General features: G+C 45.2%; 18 protein-coding genes and 2 tRNA genes. 12 read left to right on the top strand and 8 right to left on the bottom strand.

Going from position 1 to position 25,355, the window contains the following annotated elements; genetic code table 11:
• Positions 1–24: 24 nt before the first annotated feature.
• The 3 genes from AB4329_RS07010 to orn form a co-directional block, all read right to left on the bottom strand.
• Positions 25–100, bottom strand: a tRNA-Gly gene (locus AB4329_RS07010).
• A gap of 53 nt (positions 101–153) precedes the next feature.
• Positions 154–229: transfer RNA gene (locus AB4329_RS07005), tRNA-Gly, on the bottom strand.
• 180 nt (positions 230–409) lie between these two features.
• Complete coding sequence (gene orn, locus AB4329_RS07000) at positions 410–955, bottom strand: oligoribonuclease (RefSeq protein WP_010434065.1); 546 nt, start codon at positions 953–955, stop codon at positions 410–412.
• Positions 956–1,105: 150 nt separating this feature from the next.
• On the opposite strand from orn, the gene rsgA reads away from it, so the two are divergent.
• The 4 genes from rsgA to AB4329_RS06980 all read left to right on the top strand — a co-directional run bounded on the left by rsgA (position 1,106) and on the right by AB4329_RS06980 (position 5,932).
• Entirely contained in the window at positions 1,106–2,161 is a 1,056-nt protein-coding gene (gene rsgA / locus AB4329_RS06995; RefSeq protein WP_017061306.1) for a small ribosomal subunit biogenesis GTPase RsgA, read from the top strand.
• Between the two features lie 125 nt (positions 2,162–2,286).
• Complete coding sequence (gene asd, locus AB4329_RS06990) at positions 2,287–3,207, top strand: archaetidylserine decarboxylase (protein ID WP_017063172.1); 921 nt, start codon at positions 2,287–2,289, stop codon at positions 3,205–3,207.
• 308 nt (positions 3,208–3,515) lie between these two features.
• A complete protein-coding gene (locus AB4329_RS06985) occupies positions 3,516–4,931 on the top strand; it encodes a DASS family sodium-coupled anion symporter (protein ID WP_017061303.1) in 1,416 nt (471 codons plus the stop codon).
• A gap of 113 nt (positions 4,932–5,044) precedes the next feature.
• Positions 5,045–5,932 carry a DMT family transporter gene (locus AB4329_RS06980; RefSeq protein WP_136979122.1) on the top strand — a complete coding sequence of 296 codons (888 nt, stop codon included), beginning with the start codon at positions 5,045–5,047 and terminating at the stop codon, positions 5,930–5,932.
• A gap of 133 nt (positions 5,933–6,065) precedes the next feature.
• Here the strand turns inward: AB4329_RS06980 and epmA are convergent, their stop codons facing one another.
• A complete protein-coding gene (gene epmA / locus AB4329_RS06975) occupies positions 6,066–7,037 on the bottom strand; it encodes an elongation factor P--(R)-beta-lysine ligase (protein WP_136979124.1) in 972 nt (323 codons plus the stop codon).
• 450 nt (positions 7,038–7,487) lie between these two features.
• Here epmA and frdA point away from each other — a divergent pair, with 450 nt between their 5' ends.
• The 4 genes from frdA to frdD are packed head-to-tail and all read left to right on the top strand — an operon-like array spanning position 7,488 to position 10,859.
• A complete protein-coding gene (frdA, locus tag AB4329_RS06970) occupies positions 7,488–9,311 on the top strand; it encodes a fumarate reductase (quinol) flavoprotein subunit (protein WP_372137931.1) in 1,824 nt (607 codons plus the stop codon).
• Positions 9,311–10,075, top strand: coding sequence for a succinate dehydrogenase/fumarate reductase iron-sulfur subunit (locus AB4329_RS06965; protein ID WP_009847917.1), 765 nt, complete (start codon positions 9,311–9,313; stop codon positions 10,073–10,075). The genes frdA and AB4329_RS06965 overlap by 1 nt, the downstream gene beginning before the upstream one ends.
• Before the next feature lies 1 nt (position 10,076).
• On the top strand, positions 10,077–10,460 hold the full coding sequence (gene frdC / locus AB4329_RS06960) for a fumarate reductase subunit FrdC (RefSeq protein ID WP_017061300.1): 384 nt from the start codon (positions 10,077–10,079) through the stop codon (positions 10,458–10,460).
• Between the two features lie 12 nt (positions 10,461–10,472).
• Positions 10,473–10,859 (top strand): fumarate reductase subunit FrdD, encoded by a 387-nt coding sequence (gene frdD, locus AB4329_RS06955; protein ID WP_065584500.1) that lies wholly within the window; start codon positions 10,473–10,475, stop codon positions 10,857–10,859.
• A gap of 70 nt (positions 10,860–10,929) precedes the next feature.
• Here frdD and AB4329_RS06950 read toward each other — a convergent pair whose 3' ends face one another.
• Together AB4329_RS06950 and efp are read right to left on the bottom strand one after the other, a co-directional pair.
• Complete coding sequence (locus AB4329_RS06950) at positions 10,930–16,752, bottom strand: hypothetical protein (RefSeq protein ID WP_372137929.1); 5,823 nt, start codon at positions 16,750–16,752, stop codon at positions 10,930–10,932.
• 416 nt (positions 16,753–17,168) lie between these two features.
• On the bottom strand, positions 17,169–17,735 hold the full coding sequence (efp, locus tag AB4329_RS06945) for an elongation factor P (protein ID WP_372137928.1): 567 nt from the start codon (positions 17,733–17,735) through the stop codon (positions 17,169–17,171).
• A 33-nt stretch (positions 17,736–17,768) separates the two neighbouring features.
• Here efp and epmB point away from each other — a divergent pair, with 33 nt between their 5' ends.
• The 3 genes from epmB (at position 17,769) to AB4329_RS06930 (ending at position 19,944) form a co-directional block, all read left to right on the top strand.
• Positions 17,769–18,791 carry an EF-P beta-lysylation protein EpmB gene (gene epmB, locus AB4329_RS06940; protein WP_372137926.1) on the top strand — a complete coding sequence of 341 codons (1,023 nt, stop codon included), beginning with the start codon at positions 17,769–17,771 and terminating at the stop codon, positions 18,789–18,791.
• 13 nt (positions 18,792–18,804) lie between these two features.
• A complete protein-coding gene (locus AB4329_RS06935; protein WP_017067163.1) occupies positions 18,805–19,350 on the top strand; it encodes a prepilin-type N-terminal cleavage/methylation domain-containing protein in 546 nt (181 codons plus the stop codon).
• A 105-nt stretch (positions 19,351–19,455) separates the two neighbouring features.
• The gene (locus AB4329_RS06930) at positions 19,456–19,944 is read left to right on the top strand and encodes an MgtC/SapB family protein (RefSeq protein ID WP_004733333.1); all 489 of its coding nucleotides are present in this window, start codon (positions 19,456–19,458) and stop codon (positions 19,942–19,944) included.
• Between the two features lie 65 nt (positions 19,945–20,009).
• On the opposite strand, the gene AB4329_RS06925 is transcribed toward AB4329_RS06930, so the two are convergent.
• Both AB4329_RS06925 and AB4329_RS06920 read right to left on the bottom strand, forming a co-directional pair.
• Positions 20,010–21,488, bottom strand: coding sequence for a diguanylate cyclase (locus AB4329_RS06925; protein WP_017063163.1), 1,479 nt, complete (start codon positions 21,486–21,488; stop codon positions 20,010–20,012).
• Positions 21,489–21,680: 192 nt separating this feature from the next.
• Positions 21,681–22,238, bottom strand: a complete 558-nt coding sequence (locus AB4329_RS06920; protein WP_017068001.1) for a VC2662 family protein — start codon at positions 22,236–22,238, stop codon at positions 21,681–21,683.
• Positions 22,239–22,679: 441 nt separating this feature from the next.
• On the opposite strand from AB4329_RS06920, the gene AB4329_RS06915 reads away from it, so the two are divergent.
• Positions 22,680–25,100, top strand: coding sequence for an ATP-binding protein (locus AB4329_RS06915; RefSeq protein WP_372137924.1), 2,421 nt, complete (start codon positions 22,680–22,682; stop codon positions 25,098–25,100).
• Positions 25,101–25,355 lie beyond the last annotated feature (255 nt).

Below are 25,355 nucleotides of genomic sequence, written 5' to 3'. Positions count from 1 at the left end.
AATTAAGTTGATGATTCTTTAAATTGGAGCGATACATCGGGTTCGAACCGATGACCTCAACCTTGGCAAGGTTGCGCTCTACCAACTGAGCTAGTATCGCATTATAAAAGGTCTTTCACCTTTCGATTACCGCTTTCGCCGTAACCTACAAATTGGAGCGATACATCGGGTTCGAACCGATGACCTCAACCTTGGCAAGGTTGCGCTCTACCAACTGAGCTAGTATCGCAATCTGAAAACGTCTTTCTCCGTTCAGGGCTGCGAATTATAAGAGCATTTTTTTGTGATGCAAGTCCTTAATGCAAAATTACGAAACTTTTTACTCAACTGCTGTAAAAGCACACAGATTTGCAAAAAAAACGGCTCTTATGTCCCTGAAAAGTTAGATAAACGTGATCATTTTATTCGACTAGATGTTAATAATCGTTTTTCGGTAGTACTGCAGCTCGGCGATCGACTCTCGAATATCGTCTAACGCAAGGTGACTTCCCGACTTAGAAAAACCATCTAACACTTCAGGTTTCCAACGACGAGTCAGCTCTTTCAGAGTGCTTACGTCAACATAGCGGTAGTGGAAGTACTCTTCTAACTCTGGCATGTGCTTGTATAGGAAACGACGGTCTTGACCAATGCTGTTGCCACAAATTGGTGACTTACCTTTTGGTACCCATTTTTCAAGAAACTCAATGGTTTGTTGGATGGCATCTTGCTCTGAAACCGTGCTTTCTTGAATTCGCTTCACGAGGCCGCTGCCAGTGTGAGTCGTTGTACACCACTCGTCCATCTTGTCCAATTCACTCTGAGGTTGGTGAATAGCCAAAACAGGTCCTTCAGCCAGGATGTTAAGCTCACTATCAGTAACGATAGTAGCAATTTCAATGATTTTATGAGTTTCAGGATCAAGTCCTGTCATCTCTAGATCAACCCAAATAAGGTTCTGATCGCTAAAGGACATAAGGCGTCGCCTATTTGTTTATGTGTAAAAGAGGTACTATACCCAAATAACTATACTCAAACTAGCTTTAGGACCATCGAAATCACGTGGTACCAGCAACATCCTGTTTGAGTCCCCAATCATCAAGTTAGATGTGTTAAGTGAAAAATTGTGGCTAAAAAAAAGAAGTTAACCAAAGGTCAAGTACGTCGTGTACGTAGCAACCAGAACAAGCGACTCAAGAAAGAAGATTCTATCCAATGGGATGAGAACATGCTTGGCGGAACCAAAAGCGGACTCGTGATTACGCGCTTTGGCCAACATGCTGATATCGAAGATCTTGAAACTAACGAAGTTCATCGTTGTAACTTACGCCGTAGTATCGAGACTTTAGTTTCTGGTGACCGAGTGACTTGGCGCGCAGGCTTAGAATCAATGGCCGGTATTTCTGGCGTTGTGGAAGCGGTTGAGCCGAGAACTTCAATGCTGACTCGCCCTGATTACTACGATGGCCTAAAGCCAGTAGCTGCGAACGTCGACCAAATGGTTATCGTATCGGCTGTGCTACCAGAGCTATCACTTAATATTATCGACCGTTACCTAATTGCTTCAGAAACGGTAAACATCGCGCCGCTTGTTGTACTGAACAAGGTCGATCTACTGACTGATGAGCAGATTGCTGAATACCGTGAAACACTTAAAGAGTACGAGAAGATCGGCTATAAAGTGATGTTCGTGAGTAAAGAGTCTGGCTACGGCATCAAAGAGCTGGAAGCTGAACTCAAAGACCGTATCAACATCTTTGTTGGTCAATCGGGTGTGGGTAAATCAAGCCTAGTGAATGCATTAATGCCTACGCTAGACATTGAAGAAGGCGAAGTCTCTGAGAACTCAGGTCTTGGTCAGCACACAACCACGGCAGCTCGTTTATACCACTTCCCTTCTGGTGGTGATCTGATTGATTCACCAGGAGTGCGTGAATTCGGCCTATGGCACCTAGAGGCCGACGAAATCACTGAAGCCTTTATCGAGTTCAAGCCTTACCTTGGCGGTTGTAAGTTCCGTGACTGTAAACACATTGATGACCCAGGCTGCATCCTGCGCGAAGCGGTAGAAAACGGAAAGATCAGTCGATTACGTTTCGACAACTACCACCGCATCATTGAAAGCATGGCGAGTAACAAAGATAACCGTCAGTATTCACGCAACAAAAAAGCCGATCTCTAATCGCGTTTTTGTGAACAAATGTGTGCATTTACTGACAATTGGCGCGAATTTAAGTAACATCTCGCGCCCTAAACCGTCATCGACAGATTTAATTGAAAAACAATTAGCATTGGAAAATTAATACAATGGATAAGATTAAAGTTGGATTGCAGTACTGGATTCCACAACATGGATTAACTCGCCTAGTCGGCAAACTTGCGTCTGCTAAAGCGGGCGGCTTAACGACAGCGATCATCAACTGGTTCATCAAGCAATACAAAGTGAACATGGATGAAGCTCTGCATAGCGATCCAAAACACTTTAAAACATTCAATGAATTCTTCGTGCGTGAATTGAAAGAAGGCATGCGTCCTATCGCTGAAGGTGAGTCTGTTATTGTTCACCCTGCAGATGCACGTGTGAGCCAATTTGGCCCAATTACTGACGGTCAACTGATTCAAGCGAAAGGCCATAACTACTCAGCTCGCGAGCTATTGGGTGGTGATGCTGCGCTAGCGGATGAATTTAAAGACGGTGAATTCGCAACGCTTTACCTGTCTCCAAGTGATTACCACCGCGTGCACATGCCATGCGACGGCACACTGCGCCAGATGATCTACGTTCCAGGTGACCTTTTCTCAGTTAACCCGTTAACGGCAGAAAACGTTCCAAACCTATTCGCACGTAATGAGCGTGTCGTTTGTATCTTCGATACGGAATTTGGCCCAATGGCACAAGTGCTGGTTGGCGCAACGATCGTAGGTAGCATCGAGCAAGTATGGGCAGGTACCATCACCCCACCTCGTGGTAACTCGGTTTACAAATGGGATTACCCTGCACAAGGTGACAAAGCAATCATCTTGAAGAAAGGCGAAGAGATGGGCCGCTTTAAGCTTGGTTCAACCGTTATCAACCTGTTCGCTAAAGATGCGATCAAGTTTGACGACACTATGCAAAATGGCGAGAAAACGGTTCTTGGTACACCTTTCGCGCACATTGCTGGCAAAGAAGCGCAAGCAAATGACGATGTTGTTACCGATTCTGCTGAAAACACTGACCAAGCTTAACAATTTGAGTTAACTCATTTAAGCTTTCAAGGCGCGTTACTTTTTCTATTTCAGAGAAGAACGCGCCTTTTTCTTAACTCTACCGATTCATTTGCTACTCAAGCTCTAACAACTCAATCTTTCAAACCCTGCCCAGCCACCTGCTGCTTCTCACTCTTGTCTCTAATTACCCAGATAAAAGATTGACCAAAAACAAAACAACTGTCGAAACCTTAAACAACTTTTTGATTTTCCAACCCGTCTCCAAGTACCAGAAATCCAGATAACTTACTCTATTTGAAGATATTTTATTTATAGGGTCTTTGTACATGCCTAAACTCAATGTTGGCGTTCTGGTCAAGCTGTTGATTTGTTTTGCGATTCCCTTAGGCGTGTTATTCATGCCGATAGATTCAATACCAATCGATGATCTCACGCTGATTCAACACCGCCTGTTGGCGATATTCTTATTAGCAGCCCTGCTGTGGGTGCTTGAACCTGTTCCGGTATTCGCCACTTCCATTTTGATCATTGCGCTTGAACTGGTGATGATATCTGACAAAGGTTTACACCTATTTAGAAATCCACCAGCGGGGCACGATCTCGGTGAGTTAATCAAATATACCGACATCTTCGGTGCATTTTCGTCACCGATCATCATCCTTTTCATGGGTGGTTTTGCTCTTGCGATATCCGCATCCAAGTATGAACTCGATAACAACCTAGCTCGAGTGCTACTTAAACCATTTGGTACAGAACCGCGCTTCATTATGCTCGGATTAATGCTGATCACCGCCGTGTTCTCAATGTTCATGTCAAATACCGCAACGACGGTAATGATGCTTGCACTGCTCGGCCCTATCGTGGCATCTGCACCAAAAGGCGATATGGGTATCAAAGCGCTCGTGTTGTGTATTCCAATTGCTGCCAATACTGGCGGTATCGCAACCCCAATCGGTACACCGCCCAATGCCATCGCGCTGCAATACCTAACGGGTGAAAATACCATCGACTTCCTCAGCTGGATGATGATGGGCTTACCCTTTGTGATCATCCAACTCACCATCGCTTGGTTTCTTCTACAAAAACTCTTCCCTTCTAAAGAAAGAAACATGGTGCTCAAGCTTGATGGACAATTTAGAAAGAGCTGGCGAGCGATTGTGGTTTACATCACCTTCGCTGCGACAATCTTATTGTGGATGACCACCAAACTGCACGGCATGAACACCTATGTCGTGTCTATCATTCCACTGGCTGTGTTTACGCTCACTGGCATCATGGGCAAAGAAGAACTCAAGCTGATTAACTGGGATGTGTTGTGGCTGGTCGCAGGTGGTATTGCGATTGGTATTGGCTTAGATAAAACAGGCTTAGCCGCTGCACTCGCACACGCAATTGACTATGAATCGCTGTCACCTGCAGCTGTGGTACTGACATTGTCTATCGTGTGTTGGTTAATGGCGAACTTCATGTCAAACACTGCGACGGCCAACTTGCTGATGCCGATAGCCGCTGCAATTGGTGCTTCCATGGAAAGCCTAGTTGCGATTGGTGGTCTGCAAGGCTTGCTGGTTGTGGTCGCCTTCTCTGCGTCACTTGGCATGATTCTGCCAGTATCGACACCACCAAACTCACTGGCCTACTCGACCGGGCTTATCGAAAGCAAAGACATGGCGAAGATGGGCATCATCTTAGGTATTGTGGGCTTGCTGATGGTTTACCTCGCCCTGTTTATCATCACCTAGCACGTTAATCCCTACTAATGCCCTTCCAGATAGTAATCACGTCTTTGCTATCTGGAAGGTTTAGTGCATATTGAATCCCCCACTTCTACATTTTGACACGGACGTACACTTCAATGGGATTCGAATGGCTGGCTCTTGCTGCCGCTTTTCTTTGGGCTATCGCGAGCCTAATGTCAGTAAAGCCTGCTCAACACTTAGGTTCTTTCGCCTATAGCCGTTGGCGCATGGGTTGTACCGCTATCATCTTATCGAGCATGGCTTGGTTTACTGGTGGCTGGTCAACGGTCGAAGCAGACCTAGTCACGCCGATGATGCTGTCTGGGCTAATTGGCATCTTCATTGGTGATACCGCCCTATTTGCTTGTTTGAACAGAATGGGACCGCGCCAAGCAGGTTTGCTGTTCTCTTGTCACGCCGTGTTCTCGGCAATTCTTGGTTACTTCCTATTTAGCGAAAGCATGACTTCGGTGGAGCTGATTGGCTCGGCTTTGGTGTTCAGTGGTGTATTAACCGCGATATTCTTTGGTCGTCGAGGACAAGCCAACAACCAACTCGAAACCATCAAGGGCACCGTGTGGATTGGTGTAGCTCTCGGAATCACTGCCGCTATTTGCCAAGCCTTGGGCGGTATTATTGCAAAACCCGTGATGCAAACCAGCATAGACCCTGTTGCCGCTTCAGCGATTCGTATGATCACCGCCTTTGTGGCTCACTCACTGTTTCGTTTAACAGGCGCCAAGCTTTCGCGCGCGATCAATCCAATGAATAAACAGATATTCGCAATTACTGCGGTTAATGGCTTTTTAGCGATGGCGGTGGGAATGACACTGATTTTGTATGCGTTGCAGGAAGGCAATGTCGGCATGGTCGCTCTGCTATCTTCAACCACGCCCATCATGTTGTTACCAATACTCTGGCTGTACACCAAACAGAGGCCAAATGCCTACGCTTGGATAGGTGCCATTGTTGCCGTGGTGGGTACTGGGATTCTGGTCAGCTAGTAGGCACCGGCATTTTGGTCAGATAGAGCACAGGTATTCTGGTTAGCTAGCGAAGCGGATTGAAAGCTGAGAGTTAATAGTTAACCGTTACTAGCTAAGGACTATTAACTCTCAGTAAAACAAAAGCAAAAAGTTAAGAACGTGGGAACGGGAAAGCCGTCACATCATCGATGTGGTCGTAGCCCAGCGCCAGCATGATTAGCCTGTCGATACCTAAAGCAACACCCGCACAGTCTGGTAAGCCCGCTTTTAATGCCTCAATCAAGTGATGGTCAATCGGTTGAGGCGATAAGCCCATCTCAATACGTTTGGCATTGTCACCTTCAAAGCGCTGAAGTTGTTCTTGTGGTTTATCGAGTTCATGGAAGCCGTTTGCCAATTCAATCCCTTTGAAATACACCTCAAAGCGATCCGCTACCCTAGCATCATTCGGGTTAATCTTGGCTAGTGCAGCTTGTGATGCTGGGAAGTCATAAACAAACGCAGGCACTTGCTGCCCGATCTTAGCTTCAACCCCAATACTAAACAGCAGCTGCAGCAAGGTATCGCGGTCTTGTTCTGGATCTGCAATGTCGCTTAGCCCAAGTTTCGCCGCAGCTTGCTTTAGCGTATCCATCGAATCCTCCAACGGACAAACACCTAACACATCAATAAAGGCTTGTTGATAAGTCATTCGCTGTGCTGAGCCTGCTTTAAGTACCTGCTGTAACAGCAAATCCATTTCATCCATCAGGTCATGGTGATCAAAGCCAACGCGATACCACTCCAACATGGTGAACTCAGGGTTGTGGTAACGGCCATTTTCTTCATTCCGGAAAGACTTACAAATTTGATAAATACAGCCACTGCCGGCCGCTAATAGACGTTTCATATGAAACTCAGGGCTAGTCATAAAGAATAGAGGCTGACCGTGCGCATAACCCGGCCCTACGAATTCAGTTTTGAACGTATGCAAATGCACGTCCGTCACCGTGGCGTGGCTCATCGCAGGCGTATCCACTTCCATCACGTTTCGCTCAGCAAAGAACTGACGGATTTGATTAAGGATATCAGCACGTTGCTTTAACTGCTTAATGGTTGCGGCTGGTTGCCATGTTGAGTGCATTATTAAGTTCCATATTACTGAATTCTAGGCGACGGAAATTACCACCTTTCGCCTCTTTTGTAAGCTTCTATCTTTCTATAGATGGAAGCAAAATGTTGCTTTAATGAAGCCAGAAAATTACGTTCTACAATACAATTATCAATACAGCTTTCACATCCACATTGATAACAAAAATCATACTCAACAAGCCGTTAACACAAGTCTTGTGGGTTAATCGTTATCAACAATTCATTGCCGTGATTGCAGTCACATAACCTATAATTTCTATGCCTCCATATGCACTACCGACCTAAAAACCCAAATGCATCAACTTTTCGAATACCTTCCTCTCTTACACTAAACCTACCACTTAAGGCTTAGGGGTGATAAACGGTTGATGCCGTTTAAGTACTCTCTAAATGCTTTTTATAATAACAAGCGGAATACTCCGCATCACACTGGAGAATAACTGTGAAGACAATTACCACAGATATCGCAGTCATCGGCGCAGGCGGCGCTGGTCTTCGTACAGCTATTGCTGCGGCTGAAGCTAATCCTGAACTGGAAGTAGCACTGATTTCTAAAGTTTACCCAATGCGTTCGCACACGGTAGCGGCAGAAGGCGGTTCAGCAGCGGTAATTAAAGACGAAGATAGCCTAGATAACCACTTCAACGATACTGTTGGCGGTGGCGACTGGCTATGTGAACAGGATGTTGTTGAATACTTTGTTGAAAACTCGACTCGCGAAATGATCCAAATGGAACAATGGGGCTGCCCATGGAGTCGTAAAGAAAACGGTGAAGTAAACGTACGCCGATTCGGCGGTATGAAGGTAGAGAGAACGTGGTTCGCAGCGGATAAAACCGGCTTCCACATGCTTCATACTCTGTTCCAGACTTCGATGAAGTACGACACAATCAAACGATTTGATGAGTACTTTGTGGTGGATTTGATCGTTGAAGATGGCGAAGTACAAGGCCTAATCGCGATTCACATGTCTGAAGGTGAGCTTGTTACCATCAAAGCAAAATCTGTTGTTCTAGCAACGGGTGGCGCAGGTCGTGTTTACCACTGTAATACCAACGGCGGCATCGTAACTGGCGACGGTATGGCAATGGCTTATCGCCACGGTGTACCACTGCGTGATATGGAGTTCGTTCAATACCACCCAACAGGCCTACCGGGCACTGGCATCTTGATGACCGAAGGTTGTCGTGGTGAAGGCGGTATCATCGTCAACAAGAACGGCTACCGTTACCTACAAGATTACGGCATGGGCCCTGAAACTCCAGTGGGCGAGCCGAAGAACAAATACATGGAACTGGGTCCTCGTGACAAAGTTTCTCAAGCATTCTGGCACGAGCAGCAGAAAGGCAACACCATCAAGCACCCACTTGGTGATGTCGTACACCTTGACCTTCGCCACCTTGGTGAAGAGTACCTGCAAGAGCGTCTTCCGTTCATCTGTGAGCTTGCAAAAGCGTACGTAAACGTCGACCCAGCAAAAGAGCCAATCCCGATTCGCCCGACCGTTCACTACACCATGGGTGGTATTGAAACTAACGGTACCTGTGAAACTCGCATTAAAGGCCTATTCGCTGTTGGTGAATGTGCTTCAGTTGGTCTGCACGGTGCAAACCGTCTAGGTTCTAACTCTCTGGCTGAGTTCGTTGTGTTTGGCCGCGTTGCTGGTGAAGAAGCGGTGAAACGCGCTGCTGAATTCAAAGGCTGGAACGAAGAGTCTATTGCTAAGCAAGTTAAAGCAGTTGAAGATCGCATCGCAGGCATCTTGGCTCAAGAAGGCGATGAGAACTGGGCTGATATCCGTACTGAAATGGGTCACACCATGGAAGCGGGTTGTGGTATCTACCGTCAAGAAGACTTGATGCAAGAAACCATCGACAAAATCACTGAACTGAAAGCTCGCTACAAGAAGATCAGCATTAAAGACAAAGGCAAAGTATTCAACACTGACCTACTTTACGCTATCGAAGTGGGTTACGGTCTTGAAGTTGCAGAAGCGATGGTTCACTCAGCGATCCTTCGTAAAGAGTCTCGCGGTGCACACCAACGTCTAGACGACAACTGCACAGAACGTGATGACGTGAACTTCCTGAAACACTCTCTATCTTTCTACAACGAAGATGCAGCACCAACCATCGACTACAGCGGCGTTAAGATCACCAAATCTCAACCTAAAGCTCGTCTGTACGGTGAAGCTGCAGAGAAAGCCGCTGCCGCTGAAAAAGCAGCAGAAGAGAATGCGAAGAAGAGCGAAGAGGAGCAAGCATAATGTCAGCGAATCGAATCCAAAAAATTGAAATCCTGCGTTATGACCCTGAGCACGATGCAGAACCTCACTTTCAAACCTTTGAAGTGCCGTTTGATGAAACCATGTCAGTACTTGATGCGATCGGTTACATCAAAGACAACCTAGATAAAGACCTGTCTTACCGTTGGTCTTGTCGTATGGCGATTTGTGGTTCTTGCGGCATCATGGTTGATGGCGTGCCAAAACTGGCGTGTAAGAGCTTCTTACGTGACTACCCGAATGGCTTCAAGATTGAGCCTTTAGCTAACTTCCCAATCGAAAAAGATTTGATTGTCGACATGACGCCGTTCATCGAGCGCCTTGAAGCGATCAAGCCTTACATCATTGGTAACGACCGTAAGCCAGAAGACGGCACGAACATCCAAACTCCAGAACAAATGGCGAAATACAAGCAGTTCGCTGGCTGCATCAACTGTGGTTTGTGTTACGCAGCATGTCCTCAGTTTGGTCTAAACCCTGAGTTCATCGGCCCTGCGGCACTTGCTCTTGCTCACCGCTATAACCTAGATAGCCGTGACAATGGTAAAGCTGAGCGTATGAAGCTTATCAATGGCGACAATGGCGCTTGGGGCTGTACGTTTGTAGGTTACTGTTCTGACGTATGTCCGAAGAAAGTAGACCCAGCAGCGGCAGTAAACCAAGGCAAAGTTGAGTCTTCAATGGACTTCGTTATCTCGATGTTCAAGCCTGATGGATCGCAAGTAAAAACAGCAGAGGAGGCATAATATGAGCAATCGTAAGCCTTATGTTCGTGAGATGAAGAGAACATGGTGGAGCAACCATCCGTTCTACCGCTTCTACATGCTACGTGAAGCGACTGTACTGCCTTTGATTTTATTCACTCTGTTCCTAACCTTCGGTTTGGGTGCACTAGTGAAAGGCCCTGAAGCTTGGGCTGGTTGGTTGAGCTTTATGGCGAACCCTATCGTCGTTGGTATCAACATCGTGGCACTGCTAGGCAGCTTGCTGCACGCTCAAACCTTCTTCAGCATGATGCCTCAAGTAATGCCAATCCGTCTTAAAGGCAAATTGGTTGATAAAAAAATCATCGTACTGACCCAGTGGGCAGCGGTGGCTTTTATTTCTTTAATCGTTCTTGTTGTGGTGTAAGGAGCTTTCGTTATGAACACAAATTACAAAGTAAAACCTGTTAACCACAACCCACAACGCTCTGACGAGCCAATCTGGTGGGGCCTATTTGGCGCTGGCGGTACTTGGTTTGCGATGATCACACCAATCACGGTTCTAGTGTTAGGTATCTTAGTGCCAATGGGCATCATCGATGCGGACGCAATGAGCTACGAGCGTGTGTCTGAATTCGCCACCAGCATTATCGGTGCGCTATTCATCATCGGTACGCTAGCACTGCCAATGTGGCATGCAATGCACCGTCTTCACCACGGCATGCACGACCTTAAGTTCCATGTCGGTGTTGCGGGTAAAGTTGGCTGCTACTTCGTTGCAGGCCTAATCAGCGCACTGTCTATTATCTTCATTTTTATGATTTAACAGTTAAATAGAAAACGCCTAGGTTTGACCCTAGGCGTTTATTCTATGCTAGATGATAAGTCTATATGCGTTACGGCGATTCAAACCCCACAAATCGCATCACACCCGAGAATATCTCAGCTTCTCCCTCTGCCGGCGCAGGGTTGCTCCAGGTTGGATCGCTCCAGAAGGATTTAGTCGTAATATACTCTCCATCTTGATCAACCTTATTCCAGGTGTCTTTGGCTCCTATAAATTCCTCTTCGGTTATGGTTAAGGTCACCTCACCATTCAAAATCACCCAATCGAACCCGAACAATCCCTCATCATCGTCAAAGTAGCCAGTACCGTTACTATGGAACACAACCTCTTCTTCAACTACAGCCATGACGGTGCCATTTATCTCCCAAAGATCGATGAGCTCCCAACGAGAACTTTCACTGCCATTACCTGTGAAATCAGACTCTATAAACTGAGCACCACCAACGGTACAGTTGGCGACTGCGCTGTCATAGTCCGAACGAGTGCCAAAGTCAGAGGGTTGGTCCGTAAAATCATCCCACGGTGAATCACCATCCTCACAGACCGTTACTGTTCCCTCGTAGGTAACATTTGTAAGCACCTCCTCTGAACCATCCCTAGAGATAGTTAATTCATCATCAGTTTGTGATAAAAGTACCCATTGCTCGGTTGAGGTATCTTCATAAGTTATCATCATGGTATTAGCTGAAGTTTTCATCCAACTGTTCCCATAGGTCTCAGTGCCATCATTGCCGATATAGCTCATACTGCCGTTATCATGGAAAAAGAGGGTGTTACCATCGTACTCCATCAATACCAAGTTAGTCGGGTCAAACTGCAGAGCGTTTCTATCTTGTTGCACCACGGTATCTGCCCATATCCAACTTTCAGTCACACCGCCTAACGTTTCTTCCTCGAAGAACTTAATTGACCAAGTTTGCTCCATTGACTCTAATAACGCCCAGTAAGTCGTGAAGCTCTCCGATTCATCAGAATAGCTAACCTTAATAAAGCCATCTTCTATGGCCCAGTCATCGATATAGTCACCACCCTCACTCTTCAATACATGTACAGTACCATCAGCATTGAACAAGTAATCACGAGTATCTCCATTGCCTTTAACGCGTTGGAAGTTTAGACCCTCGACCATCTCACTGGTAATGTGAGTTCGACCGCCACAATCCGTGATCGCCGTTTCGTAGTCACTCATACTCGGGATAGGTTGCCCCTCAACAGGTTCTGCATCACCGATGTAGCACTCTTCAAGCACAATCGGACGATCTTGTTGAATAATAGTATCCATCCAGATATAGCTACTTGATTGACCGTCCACAACTTCGTTCTCATAGAACTTGATTGACCACGTATCATCCAACGAATCTAACAGTGCCCAGTAAGTCGTGAAGCTCTCCGATTCATCAGAATAGCTGATCTTAACCAAGCCATCTTCTATGACCCAATCGTCAGTATAGTTACCGCCCTCTCCCTTCAATACATGCACTGTGCCATCAGCATTGAACAAGTAGTCACGAGTATTTCCATTGCCTTTAACGCGTTGGAAGTTTAGACCCTCGACCATTTCGCTGGTAATGTGAGTTCGACCGCCACAATCCGTAATCGCAAGCTCATAGTCAGCCATGATTGGGCTTGACTGATCATCGCTATCACCCAAGTAGCAGGTAAATAGGTAATCGCTCAACACTACACCATCTTCTATAGACTGTGCGGCAATACCATTGAAAGCGTACATAGTATCGTCCGACGGTTCAGCACTTGGCGCCTCAATCTCACCTACCGTAAGTTCACCATTGTACATGCTAAAGATCATGGTAGGCGTATCCCCCTCTCCCATGTAGGGCATAGCCTCAACTGGTACGGTAAATTCGACGATATCTTCACCGTGTAATGTGTAACGTAAGTAATCCGCAGTAGCGACGCGACTTGCCGTTCCTGCGTCCCAATCAAAGAAGTAATAATGCGCCGTGCCATCACTCACTAACTCGATATCAAAGTCTAGATAGAGGCCAACAGAGGTAGTAAGATCTGTGGAAACCGACTCACCGACCGACTGCGACACAATAATGTCGTCCAGACTTGTAATAGAGCTACCATCCGTATCATAACCGACGTCAGAGAACCTCACGTACGGACTACCACCCTCCCATAGGAAGTACTGGTTTACGGCTGGAGAGAAGGTAAACATTACCGCTTGTGAGCCTTCAGCGAACCTCGCCTCTTCCATGAAGTCGAACCACTCAAAGTAGACTTCATACAATGCCATACCCGATAGGTTTACCACTTCTGATTCTACTGAATAATAGAAACTGGAATTGTCTTCTGGATAGGCAATAAGTTGCTCTCCAGAGAAGTCTATCGTATAACCTACCGGAGTTTGCCAGCCGTTTTCAGTGAGCTGTACGTCCCCCTCAGCTTCAAGTGGTAGCTGGATAAAGGATTGATCACCACGGTACTGTATGAGTTCCGTAAGGGTTAACGTATCACCGCCATAACTCAAGGTTTCTTTAAACAGAATATCTACGAACGATAGTTCGCTCCAATCGCTGAAGAATCCGTAAAGAGTCCCCTCTTGCTCCGCAAACTCTTGGGCGGTAATAGTCCACTTATTTGGGTCGGTTGGATAAAGGTCTTCACCGTCATAAACGCCGTCTTCATCTGAATCAGCATTATTCGGATCTAAACCTTCGGTTGCATTCTCATGGTTATCGCCTAAACCATCACTATCAGAATCCGCCCACTCTAATGAGTCATAAGGGAAGGCATCGCTATTGTCGCCAACATAGTCACCATCACTATCATCCCATTCATTTGGATCATTAGGGAAAGCATCCTCGTAGTCTTTAAAGCCATCGTCGTCACTATCTTGGTTTAGAACCTGTGTAAGATAGTCTTGAGCTGCTGTCTCGTTTAAGAAGAACATTCCTAGGCTATTGTTCCAACTAAAGTCTCCTTCTGTTAGATCCATGCCCCATGTATCTATGCCCCTACGATAGTAGGCATCGTACCAAGACCAAGGATTATCGACGACCGGAACCATAAGCACCATATCAACATCATTCACTCCGGTAAACGAACCAGGAACCACACCACTATCACCAAGATCCAGTGTAACCAGTGTTGGAATACCAGTATCAGTGAACAGATAGTCTTGTGTTACGACGTGCCATTGAATTGGCCCATTGTCATCGTATTGGAAACTGCTTGTAGGTAACAGCGTAGCGTATCGGCTCAGGCCTGGAATGATTTGGTCATCAATAAGCTCCAACTCTGTGCCAGCAACACGGGCATCCTCTACCTGTTGTGGTAGATCCACAACAGCTTGTGTACCCCACTCATCAAATGAGGTAGCAACCCAAAGGCCATTAGATTGTTTCTGGTAAACGCGATAGGCCTGTCCGACGTTATCTGTGTCAGTCGTAAATGAATAATCAGTTAATGGGTAGTGCTGCCACTCTATGTGTTTATTTTCTTCCACATCACTAACAGAGCGAGACACGGCATTCCACTCTTGGAATAAGGTATTGATTGGATCACCATCGACAATGAGTAATGTGTTCGTTTCCTCGTCTAGAACCGAACGCTCTCCACTTTCAAGAACATCACCATTAATCAGTACCTCTTTGCGGTAGTAATTCCAGTACGCTGTAAGATCGTCCCATTTGCCATCATTAAAGTTAAAGTCTGCGTACTCATGGAATTCACCATCTTGTGGGTTTGCCCATATTGGTGTCGAATATTCGTAGACATAGCTACCATCAGGGATATTATTAAATCGAAGTTCAACATTGATGTAACCGTCTGCACCCCAGTCCTGCTTAGACTCCACGAAACTCTGCACGTAATCCTGCGTTACAGTGGTTAAAGTCTGAGCCCATTGAGCTTGATGGGTTTGAACATCGTCGATATCAAAGCCATTTACCGTGTATTCGGTTAACGTTTCGACCGCTTGAACGCCCTCTGCGACGTCCTCAAATTCCACTGATACACTATGTATTGTATCTATTTGAGATAAGTCATTTGGGTGAACTCTAGATGTTAAGGCTACGCCTTGTTCATAGACACGACCATTACCGCCGAAACCGCCCTCAAGAGATGCATCACCCTCATCGATATAGCGCCAATACGTCTCGCTTGTTTCGGTTCTAGTACCAATTTCAAGAGACATGCCTTCGTAACGTGCAGTACCATCGAGGTTATAGTCGTACGCAAAGGTCTGGATACGAGTAAAGTCATCATTTAACAGGTGATCGACACTTTGTGTCGTGCCATATACCACGTCATCAGCAGTGATATATTGAGTAGTTATGGTGGTAACAATCTCTCCGCTATTCAGTGTCTCAACCATTTCTTCGACCTCAATATCCAGTGTAATGATATCGCGATCTGTTATGTTTAAAACTGCTACATCAGTTGCACTAACATTGGCCACAACATCAGCAATTGACTTATTTCCATCCTCTGGATGAACATCGGCATTATTACCAACGCCATCACCGTCCACATCGACCCATTCGGTCGCATCGGTTGGGAATTCATCAACATCATTGTTGTAACTGTCGTTATCCGTATCGTTTGGATACGGGTCATCCTCGTTATCGCCTAAGCCATCATCATCCGTATCTGCCCATTCGGTCGCATCGGTTGGGAATTCATCGGCATTATTACCAACGCCATCACCGTCCGTATCTAAGGACTCGTTGGGATCCGATGGGAATTTATCGGCATTATTACCAACACCATCACCGTCCGTATCTGCCCATTCGGTTGGGTCATTATCAAATACATCTTGATTGTCACCATAGCCATCAGAGTCATTATCAGCCCACTCAGTTGGATCTTGTGGGAAGACATCATCAATACTGTCTACCCCATCCGAATCATGGTCACCAGCACGAGAACGATCCGTTGGAAACGCATCATTGGCATCAGGGTAGATGTCATCTTCTCCGTCCACCGTATCATCATTTAGGTCGGCATTATTACCGATCTCATCACCATCGGAGTCCAGACTTTCATCGGGATCATTCGGAAAGTCATCTAAGTCATTGGGGACGCCGTCATCATCTGTGTCATTAGAAAAATCGACACCCTCTGTCGCACCACCAACATTATCAAATGTCTTATCGCTATCACCTGCAACTTCTTCAATTTTCTTTTTGATTTCATTATTCACAGATGCAATCACAGAGATAAACTTAGTCCCTTTATCTTCACTTTCAGCAACTTCTTGCAACTCTTGAGGAGATGAAGGCAAAACATTTGAATCAACCAAGTTTTCAGCGGCATAAGCGGCAGCCTCAACACCTGACTCAACAAAATCACCTAAGATTTCATCTTCATCTAAGCCTAGCTGATCAGCGACTTGCTGAATGGCAGCTTGCTTTGCTGCTTCAACCGCAGCAGCATCGTCAGAATCTGTAGTGTTTTGCTCGATCAATACGTGAACTAGCGTACTCAAAGGGGTGACATCTTTTTCACCTGGAGGGGCTGACATAATATAGTCGTCAGACACCGTAACATCAGGTTCATCTTCATCAATCGTCTGCCCGGAGATCGCTTGCACAACGACAGGGTACTGTTCAGGGTTGTCGACATCGGTGACGTCTAAATCTGCAACTCCGCCATCACCAGAAATAGCATTAGGCTCACCGTCGTCTAAGACGTAGTTACCGTTAAGGTCTAACCAAATTCGAGCATGACGTAAATAACCATCAATTGCAGTCACACTGTATTTAGTCGTTTCAGCTGGGGAGCTGGGAGTCGAGGGAGTCTCACTCGGAGTCGTGGTTGACACGGTTGTATCATCGTCATCACATCCTGAAAGCCCGACGATACTAACCAAACCAAGAGCCAACGTAATTGCATTAAGTCTCATATTAATATCCACATAGTTGCTTAATAACATCGCGTATAAAGCTAGTAGACTCTACTCATTCTAACAATATTGTAATCAGCTTCCCTTCCCACCACACACATTCACAAAATCAATACTAAACAGCCACATATTGTATTGAGATATTTTTGTTGCGATATATAAACGCCAAAAACACCTTGTAAATCTATAAGTTAGATAAAATTTTTGATTTTCATCCAGAATACAACCAAAATATGATGCTGGTCACACAATGTAACCTTGTGACCATTGTGAATCGCATCTGGCTTACTCACTCTTGATTTTCAAGCTCTTCGTATCCCGAATCTCGTTTACGCGTGTCTGCTCTTCTGCTTTTCCCCGATCTCCAGATACAAAAAAGGCCGCCTAAGCGACCTTTTTCAGATACTTGAAGTCAATTACTTCACACGACCAACGTATTCGCCAGTACGAGTATCAACTTTAACAACTTCACCGATAGCGATGAATAGAGGTACGCGAACTACCGCGCCTGTTGCTAGAGTTGCAGGCTTACCGCCAGTACCTTGTGTGTCGCCTTTAAGGCCAGGATCGGTTTCTATTACTGCGATCTCAACAAAGTTTGGTGGAGTTACTGTGATAGGGTTATCATTCCACAACGTTAGAGTACATACGTCGTTTTCAACTAACCATTTAGAAGTCTCGCCTACTGCTTTTGCATCAGCAGCGATTTGCTCGAATGTTTCGTTGTTCATGAAGTGGTAGAATTCGCCATCGCTGTATAGGTAGCCTAGTTCAACGTCTACAACGTCCGCTAGTTCTACTGTATCGCCTGACTTAAATGTTTTCTCTAACACTTTGCCTGACAGCAGTTTACGAAGTTTAACACGGTTAAACGCTTGGCCTTTACCTGGCTTAACGTATTCATTTTCGATAATTGAGCAAGGCTCGTTATCCATCATGAATTTTAAACCGCCTTTGAATTCATTGGTGCTTACTGACGCCATGATTTTCTCTTCCACATCTTTGAGTTAATTTCAATGCCGCATATCATAACCCGAAAAGTCGAATCTGTTGAGCAAAACTGGCTCAAACAACTATCGAATGCGATCTCTGACCCGACAAAACTGCTTGAGGCATTGGAAATAGACCCAACACCATGGCAAGCAGGCTTCGCTGCTCGTGAGTTATTTGCACTTCGGGTACCTCTTAGCTTTGTCGAACGAATGGAAAAAGGCAACCCACACGATCCATTGCTACGACAAATTTTACCGCTAAGCGAAGAGTTTGAGGTACACCAAGGCTATTCCGCTGATCCACTGGAAGAGCAAGACAACGCCATTCCTGGGCTACTGCATAAATACAAAAACCGCGCACTGATGATTGTAAAAGGGGGGTGCGCTGTAAACTGCCGCTACTGCTTCCGTCGTCACTTCCCTTACCAAGATAACAAGGGCTCGAAGTCGGTTTGGCAAACCAGTCTCGACTATGTGGCGGCTCACCCAGAGATCAACGAAGTTATCTTGTCGGGTGGCGATCCACTGATGGCAAAAGATAGCGAACTCGAATGGCTGATCAATGCCATCGAACAGATTCCACATGTAAAGACCGCTCGAATTCATAGCCGATTACCGGTTGTGATTCCAGCGCGAGTGACTGACGAACTCTGCCAAACATTGACTAACACTCGCCTTAATGTAGTGATGGTCAGCCACATTAACCATGCTAACGAAATCAACTTAGAGCTCAAACAAGCCTTCCACAAGCTTAAGTTAAGTGGTGCTACTCTGCTCAACCAAGGCGTGATGCTTAAAGGCGTAAACAACAACGCTAACTCATTGAAAGAATTAAGCGAAAAGCTATTCGACGCCGGTATTTTACCTTACTATATGCATGTACTTGATAAGGTTCAGGGCGCAGCGCACTTCTATATTTCAGATGAAGAGGCGAAGCATCACTTTAAAGGATTAATCTCTGAGGTTTCTGGCTACCTAGTACCTAAGTTAACCCGTGAAATTGGCGGACGCAGCAGCAAGACACCGCTCGACCTACACATTGAATAGAGAAGTTGTATCAATGAAACACAATACCTCAGTTGCTCCACCAGCAACCACATCTCAACCAGCGCTTAGGTTCAGCTCAAGAGGTTTCACCATCATCGAGCTGGTCGTGGTGATCGTGATTCTAGGTATTGTGTCGGTCACTGCAGCTTCTAAATTCCTCAACCTGCAAACTGATGCGCGTATCTCGACATTAAATGGCCTGAAAGGCGGAATGGAGGGTGCAAGTGCTATGCTTTATGGTAAGACATCAGCATTGGGCTTAGATAAAGCAGCTAGCGCATCGATTAATGTTGAGGGTGACAATATCTCAGTGGTCTATGGTTATCCTGCAGCGATGAACGATCAAACTTGGTCACAGCTCATCGAATCAACCTTTCTAGATGCTGTTTGGGATACGGGTCGAGCTGACTGGTTCTTTACCAACACAGATGCAAATGATGGCATTATTCTTTATGCGCCTTCTAGCCGAAAAAAACAGGCTGATAACTGCTACCTTGAGTACCAAGAAGCGACAGAGACCACGACACCAGCCTTCACCTTAACAACAAGCGGCTGCTAGGTTTTAAGTAATCTTTATCAATCGTTAAGACAAAAAGTTTTTGTTCGATCGTCCGGTCTATTATTAGCATACTCGGCTCTATTCTAAATTTTTAGGAGGGGTGATATGTCACAATTTATAGAACAAACTCTCAACCTTGCCCCCTTTAGCTGGGCAGGCCTCGCTGCATGCATGCTGTGTGGTTCTTTAATCGGAATCGAAAGGCAAACACGCGGTAAACCCGTCGGAATCCGAACGTCGATTCTGATCATCAGTGGTACCTATTTCTTCCTCACCATGGCGATCAGCCTATCCCCCAACACACTCGATCAAGCTCGTGTGCTTGGTCAGATAATTACGGGTGTTGGATTTCTTGGGGCTGGTGTAATGATGACACTGGATGGCAAGATTCATGGCGTGACTTCAGCCGCAATTATCTGGGTACTCGCAGCATTAGGTATGATGATCGCACTAGGGCATCTTTCCCAATCGGTCATTATCACGCTAATGGCGCTAGTGATTCTGCTTGGTGTCGATAAAGTGGAAAACAGCTTCCAGAGCCTGCGTCGTGGTGTGCATCAGAAGTGGATGAGAAAAGGCCGCGTGAAGAAGTAACCTCAACCTGAAACAGACATTAAAAAGGCCTAGTCACACGACTAGGCCTTTGTGTATCCAACTAATTAATACACCTGAATACACACCTGATTCTTACCCGCAGCCTTTGCCTTATAGAGCTGCTCATCAGACGAACGAATACTCTGGTTTTCCCACAAGTGCCCTACGCTGTCGAACTTATACAAAGAGTAAAGCGTCGCGCCACCAGACACTGAGATACTAATCTTGTCACCCGTAGGGCATCGATAACTCTGTAGGCTAATGTCGTTTTGAATTCGCTCAAAGATCGATGAAAGCAACTCAGACGATTCACCCGTAATCGCGACAACAAACTCTTCGCCACCAAATCGAGCCACGATATCTTGCTGTCTAACGCTGTTCAGCATCAACCGAGCAACATGGCAAATCACCTCGTCCCCCACTTTATGGCCATGCTGATCATTAACGACTTTGAAATCATCGATATCAAACACGCCAACACCAATAATCGGCTCTTCATCTTGCGCCAGTAATCGAGCCTCAAAACCACGTCGATTCAGCAAGCCCGTTAATGGGTCGCGCATTGCTAGCTCATTTAAACGCTGGTGCTCTTGTCTTGTATAGAAGCGCCATAGCCATAAAACCGAGAGCAGATACAAAACCAACAGTATCGAAAGCTGAATCTTCTCCATCTCCAATACATGCAGAAAGTGCTCGCTCTTATCTTCTTCAATACTCAGATATAGCTGGGTGTTAATGTCATCAACATACAGAGGCTTGGAATACGTAAAATCCATAAACCCGTATTTGTTTGCGCCTCGAGTACTGGTGACTTTATAGCCATGGGTAGGGTTCGATACTAGGTTCGAGACATAACCATCGACACCCAACACCCCTTTAAACTCACCATTAACGTAGATTCCTTTGGTTAAGGTCACCACTTTCTGACCTGTCAGGTAGTCATCATATTGGCCGGTATACACCACTTGGTCTTGCCCTTGAGCTAAGCCAAAGCGAATCGTGTTCACCCAATAAGGCCTGCTATTCACAACCGAATCAAAGGTGTCGCCCTTAATGTAACTGGCAAAATCAGAAGGCGAAGAGATAATGAATTTCTCTTTTGAAATGAAATAAATCGCAGAGATGGTATCAATGGTATTGGCAAAATAAGCCATGGTCGGCGCGATGAACAGGCGCTTACCCGCTTCGGTATAAAGGTCCGATTCCGGGTTGCACATCTCGCGAGGGCCAGAGAACATAAAATCAAAACGAGGGGCATGTTGCTCCTCACTGGTGAAGTAACACGTCTCACCCTCGATCTTTTTGTCATGCGAGAATACGTAGGTATCCCCATGCAGTGGATAAAGCGCAGTGATGTTGTACTCAAGCGCATTTATGATCTGTGTGAGCTCCGCTAAAGAGCGTGTTACGCCTTGGTTTTCCATTCCATACTGTTTATCTGATTCTTCCGCTGAATCAACGAGCAACAAGCTCAAAACTACTAAAAAACTGGCGGTCAGGCCTAAGAAAGCCTTTTTAAAATCGACGGTATGGTGGTTAATCAAAGCATATAAATCATCATTAGGAATTTATCGCACATTGTACTCATAAGTAAAAATACTGCAATAGAAAATATAAAACAATATGCTTATCTATTTTGGAGGGGCGTTTGGATATCTATAAGAAAATGTTGAGTTGCAATAACGCCTAAGTCAGATGCACTTAGGCGTTATGAATCACTATAGTAACACTAAGCCTTACTTAGCAAAGTTTACAATCGGGAAGCACGGGAAGAAACCGTTGTCAGCACAGTTGATCAGACCAACTTGTACGCCTTCGATTTTGTTGGTTTTGTTGAAGATACCAACCTGAACCGTAGACACTTCTGAAAGGTTCGCTGCACCAACATCAACCATAGTGTTACCTTCTGAGTAGTTTACAAAACTCACGTTCGCGCCTTTCACATCATTAGTAATGTTCACAGCACCCAGGTTAACACCGGTTGTTTTACCCGTATTCCAGTTGAAGAAACCTAGAGATGCACCGGTCATTTCTTGGTTCACTTTTGATGCACCAAAAATACCAAGGTTCACACCTGTGGTCGTTTGCGTCTCAGACATACCAACAACGGCAAGATCGACACCTTTAAGGTCGTTTACTTGTCCGTGAAGCAGAGCCAAACGCACACCGCCAACCGCATCTGAATCAGGTGCGTTGAAACCGTTAATCGTTGAAAACATAACAGGCGAAGAAGCAAATGCTGCCGGTGCCATTACTGCTGCCGACACAGCAAGTACTGAAAGTAGTTTTTTCATTGGGGAGTCTCCACTGACTTATTGTTAACTTGATTAATCCATTTTTAATCAAGCATTTATTGTCCTTTATTCAACAGCTACCCATGTTAAATCAATGTAATAACTGTACTGTTGAATATAAGCCGCTAAATCATAAAGAGCAATGGTTAAGAGCAGATGCGGGATTCGAGTGAACGAGATGCGAAAAGCAAAAAAAACAGAAACCGAAACCTCCGCTCTAACGCTTATTATTCCAAACAAAAATCTAGGCGAGAAAATCAACATGTTTCACAAGCTTATAGCCCACACACTTATTGCCGCATCTAAAGCGATGTCATCCTAAAAAATTTATTGATAAAAGCTCAACAGACCTCAGGTATTCAAAAACTAATGTTCGTAAAATTCTGAAAATAAACTAAATTCTAATATAGGAATAGAACGATATGAAACAGTGGGAATAGCATGATTAAGGAACCTACGAATAAACAGACCATTAAAGCGATTATTTCGCGTGGTTTTTTGGCTATCGTGTTATTTTTAGGCCTCTATATCTATGTTAGCCATGCTCTGAAGAACAAAGAGCAGGACATGATTAATCTCCAGCTCAGTCTTTCTGAAGCTTATAGCGTTATGCTCTCTGTCAGACGACAAGAGCAGCAGTTTGTTTCCACAAGGCAACCAGAGATTCAAGAACAACTCAATATAAAGCGAAGTCAGCTGATCGAAAAGCTGGCTGAGATCGATGGGAAAATCGTACGAAGCGACCTCAATATTTCTTTTAATTATGCCAAAGTTGTCGAGTATCTCGACGAGTACCACACCGCCTTTACATTATTAGCCCTTGAGTTAGTCAGCATACATGGCAAGAGGGACCAAATTGGGCTCATTGAGAAACTAAAAAATGCAGCGTTGACACTTGAGCGCTTCGTACATGAATCCAATAATGTGCAGCTTGAAGAATTGACTTTAGAAACACAAGATCTCATGTATCAGTTCTTTACCGATTTTGATCAGACAACATTAGATAAGATTGTCGATTCATTGTTCAAAATCCAAGATGAAATAGAACAGAATTCCCGAACGATCAGTGCATTAGCTTCGTTTAATAATTTTAAACGCCACTTTTGGCGATTGCAGCGAGGGTTAAAGAGTGTCGGGTACAGCTCTGATAGCGGCCTCAAAGGAGAACTCACCAGCAGTATTTATCATGTTGAAGATGAGCTCAACTTACTTTTCACCGAAACACCCAAGCAGATCGCAGAGAGCCTGACGCAGATAAAGTTGTACAGCTACTTATCGACAGCCGCATTAGGAGGGGTGACGTTACTGGTGCTGCTTTATGTTGTGTGGCGTGCCAGTCAACTTGAAACTCAATTGATTGTTTCACAAGAGAAAGCACGACAAGCAAACCGCGCAAAAAGTGCCTTTCTTGCCAATATGTCTCATGAGATACGGACACCGCTTAATGGCGTGATTGGTATGTCAGAAATACTGGCAGAAACCAAACTATCCGCAGAACAGAAAGACTGCCTTGGGACTATCTATACCTCTTCTCAAACCTTACTTATGTTGATCAACGATGTTCTCGATCTGTCCAAAATTGAATCGGGTAAACTGGAAATTAATCCACATACGACAGACTTAAGAGAGCTGCTGTTTGATAGCGTGACTCTGATTTCTTCTAAAGCTTATCAAAAGCAGATTAAGTTGGAAGTTGAAATTGATGGCGAGCTCCCAGAGTACATTCATGTTGATGGGAATAAAATTCGCCAAGTGTTGATGAATTTAGCCTCAAATGCGATCAAATTTACAGAACAAGGCTCTATCGTATTCACCGCTAAACGGCTTCCATCATTGGAAACAGAGTGTGTGGTCGAGTTTTTTGTTCGAGATACGGGTATTGGTATCGCAGCAGACCAACAAGAGCACATTTTCAAAGCGTTTTGCCAAGAAGATACCAACATCACCTCCAATATTGCGGGGACCGGATTAGGGCTTAGTATTTCGTCACGTATGGTGGAAATGATGGGAGGCTCGATAAACGTTGAGTCAGAGAAAGACGTGGGCAGTTGCTTTCATTTCCAATTAACCGTAGTGCCATCAGATCATTCTGAACATAAAAATCGTAAACAAACCGTTGTCTATTATTCAGATGCGCCATCGAAACTTTTACTCGATGACTTATTCCGCCTTGGTTACTCACCACAACTAAAATCAATCGAAACAAACTTGGCGGCAACTGACCTCCCAGAGATCGCTTTGATGGAAGATATTAACCAAGCCAAAACACTGCATCGCTTAGCACCAGAGGTGAAAATCATCATAGTGAAAGATAATCTTAGTGATCCTATGAGTGAGTGTCATTTTATCTCAGGCTATGTGACTCTTCCTATGCTCGGTTCCCGCTTAAGTAGCATGTTGAACTCCGTGCTTGAAAGGTCACAGCCACAACCCCCTCAACATCAACCTGAGCCGATAGAAGCGACTGTACGTCAAAAAGTCCTCGTAGTTGAAGATAACCGCGTAAACCAGAAGGTGGTATGTATCAATTTAGATAAGTTAGGGATTGAATATTGGGTTGCCAATGATGGACAAGAAGCGATTGATTTATATAAAGGGCATCATCAAGACATCGGCCTTATCTTGATGGACTGCATGATGCCGAATGTAGATGGCTTTGAGGCAACAGAGCGAATCAGGCGCTATGAAGAAAACCTGCAACTTCAGGCAACACATATCCTCGCTTTAACGGCATCCGTGCTCGATGATGATATTAAACGTTGCTTCGAGTGTGGAATGAACGATTATCTTCCAAAACCATTTAAGCGTGACATGATGCTGCAAAAAATTGATGAACAACAGTTTACGCACAAGGCAGGCTGACCAAGGAGCTTTGGAAAAAAGGGTGATGGTGAAGCTGAAATACAGATACGGGATGCGAATAAATAAGGCTTAAGAGCAAAAAACGGAGACCGAAGTCTCCGTTTTCTAAAGCTTATGTGTGACTTTCTCTGCTATAGAGAAAGGGGGATGATGTAGGGTAGCAGCGACGCATTACTGCGACACCGCCCCCTAAGAACCGTACGTGCGAGTTTCCCCGCATACGGCTCAAGCCTTTATAAGCACCTACCTAAGTAA

The organism is Vibrio sp. 10N.261.54.A5, from assembly GCF_041471145.1.
Classification (GTDB): Bacteria; Pseudomonadota; Gammaproteobacteria; order Enterobacterales; family Vibrionaceae; genus Vibrio; species Vibrio crassostreae_C.
The sequence above is the reverse complement of the archived record's forward strand: the minus strand, read 5'-3'. Positions and strand labels throughout refer to the sequence as shown.